Source organism: Rhizobium sp. P1_E1, from assembly GCF_056406015.1.
The window spans coordinates 1-2,116 of the sequence record NZ_JBFUAY010000433.1; the positions used below are offsets into that span (position 1 = coordinate 1).

The window sequence follows — 2,116 nt, forward strand, 5'->3', positions numbered from 1 at the left end:
TCGAGACGTCCATAGCGCTGCGCACGGCCTCGATCATCGTCATTCTGGCCATGTCAGTACCCCGCCTTCTGCCGCTGGCGGCGGATATGCGGCGGCATCTCGGCATAGACGCCCTCGAAAATGTCGCGCACCGAAGGCCTGCCGCCGGCATGCAGCGTGCCATGCGCCTCTGCCTGGCGCTGCGCCTCGATCACCTCGTCCATGATTTCGGCTTCGGCCTGTACATGCCGCTCCTCCGACCATGCACCCTTGACGATCAGATGTTTCTTCAGTCGCAGCACGGGATCGCCGAGCGGCCAGACCTCCGATTCCGTCTTGGGTCGATAGGCACTCGGATCGTCGGAGGTCGAATGGGCGCCGACGCGATAGGTCACATATTCGATCAGCGTCGGGCCGAGATTGCGCCGCGCGCGATCCGCCGCCCAGCGGGCGACGGCATGGACGGCGAGATAGTCGTTTCCGTCGACACGCAGCGCCGGAATGCCGAAGCCGAGGCCGCGCGCCGCGAAGGTGCCGGAGCCGCCGCGGGCGATGCCCTGGAAGGTGGAGATCGCCCACTGATTGTTGACGATGTTGAGGATGACCGGCGCCTTGTAGGTCGAGGCGAAAACGAGCGCCGAGTGGAAATCCGATTCCGCCGTCGATCCGTCGCCGATCCAGGCCGCGGCAATGCGGCTGTCGTTCTTGATCGCCGAGGCCATCGCCCAGCCGACGGCCTGCACATATTGGGTGGCGAGATTGCCCGAGATGGTGAAGAAGCCATGTTCCTTGGAGGAATACATGATCGGCAATTGCCGGCCGCGCAGGGGATCGCTCTCGTTCGAGTAGATCTGGTTCATCATCTCGACCATCGGATAGTCGTCGGCAATCAGCAGACCTGCCTGGCGATAGGTCGGGAAATTCATGTCTCCCTTCTCGAGCGCCTTGCGAAAGGCGCAGCTGACGGCCTCTTCACCGAGATGCTGCATGTAGAAGGAGGTCTTGCCCTGCCGCTGCGCCATCAGCATGCGGGCGTCGAAGGCGCGCAGCTTCATCATGTTGCGAAGCCCGGTCAGCAACTCCTCATTGGAGAGCGACCCTGCCCAGGGACCGACCGCCTCGCCTTCGCGATTCAAAACACGGATGATGGAATAGGCGAGGTCGCGGATATCTTCGGATGCGACATCCACCTCCGGCCGTGGCACCGAACCGGCCTTGGCAATCTTGACGTTGGAAAAATCGGGCTGACCGCCGGGGCGAACGGCGGGTTCGGGAACATGCAGGCTCAACCGAGCGGAATCCACCATGCTTTTTCTTTCCTCCCTTTGCCGGCCTTGCTCCTCTCCTCCAGAAGCAGGGCCGGATGTGGTTCTTATAGGTTGCGGGCGATCACCATGCGCTGCACGTCGCTCGTTCCTTCATAGATCTGGCAGATGCGTACATCGCGATAGATGCGCTCAACCGGATAGTCAGCCATGTAGCCATAACCGCCATGGATCTGGATCGCATCGGAGCAGACGCGCTCGGCCATCTCGGAGGCAAAGAGCTTCGCCATCGAGGCTTCCGACAGGCAGGGCAGCCCRGCCTCCCTGAGCGAGGCGGCATGAAAAACAAGTTGCCGGGCCGCCTCGATCCGCACCGCCATATCGGCAAGGCGGAAAGCAACGGCCTGATGCTCGACGATCGGCTTGCCGAAGGCCGTGCGCTCTTTGGCATAGTCGCGCGCCGCCTCAAAGGCCGCCCGCGCCATGCCGACGGCCTGCGCCGCAATGCCGATCCGTCCCCCCTCGAGATTGGCGAGCGCGATGCGATAGCCCTCGCCTTCCGCACCGAGCCTGAGTTCTGCCGGAATGCGCATGCTGTTGAAGGCGATCTGGCAGGTATCGGAGGAATGCAATCCAAGTTTTTCCTCGACGCGGATCACCTCGTAGCCCGGCGTATCCGTCGGCACGATGAAGGCGGTGATGCCCTTCTTGCCGACATCGGGATCGGTAACGGCAAAGACGATAATGACATCGCCGTTCTTGCCCGAGGTGATGAATTGCTTGGAGCCGTCGATCACGTAGTGGTCACCGTCACGCCGCGCCCGGGTCTTCAGGTTCGAAGCATCGGAACCGGCCTGCGGCTCGGTCAACGC

2 protein-coding genes are annotated in these 2,116 nt (G+C 62.6%); both read right to left on the bottom strand.

The window, feature by feature from the left end; all coding sequences use genetic code 11:
- Nucleotides 1-53: 53 nt before the first annotated feature.
- Entirely contained in the window at nt 54-1,286 is a 1,233-nt protein-coding gene (locus AC1D1Z_RS36725; protein ID WP_047620467.1) for a 3-methyl-2-oxobutanoate dehydrogenase (2-methylpropanoyl-transferring) subunit alpha, read from the bottom strand.
- 65 nt (nt 1,287-1,351) lie between these two features.
- Nucleotides 1,352-2,116 (bottom strand): acyl-CoA dehydrogenase family protein (locus AC1D1Z_RS36730; RefSeq protein ID WP_477853735.1); only part of this gene is annotated, 765 nt, incomplete at its 5' end.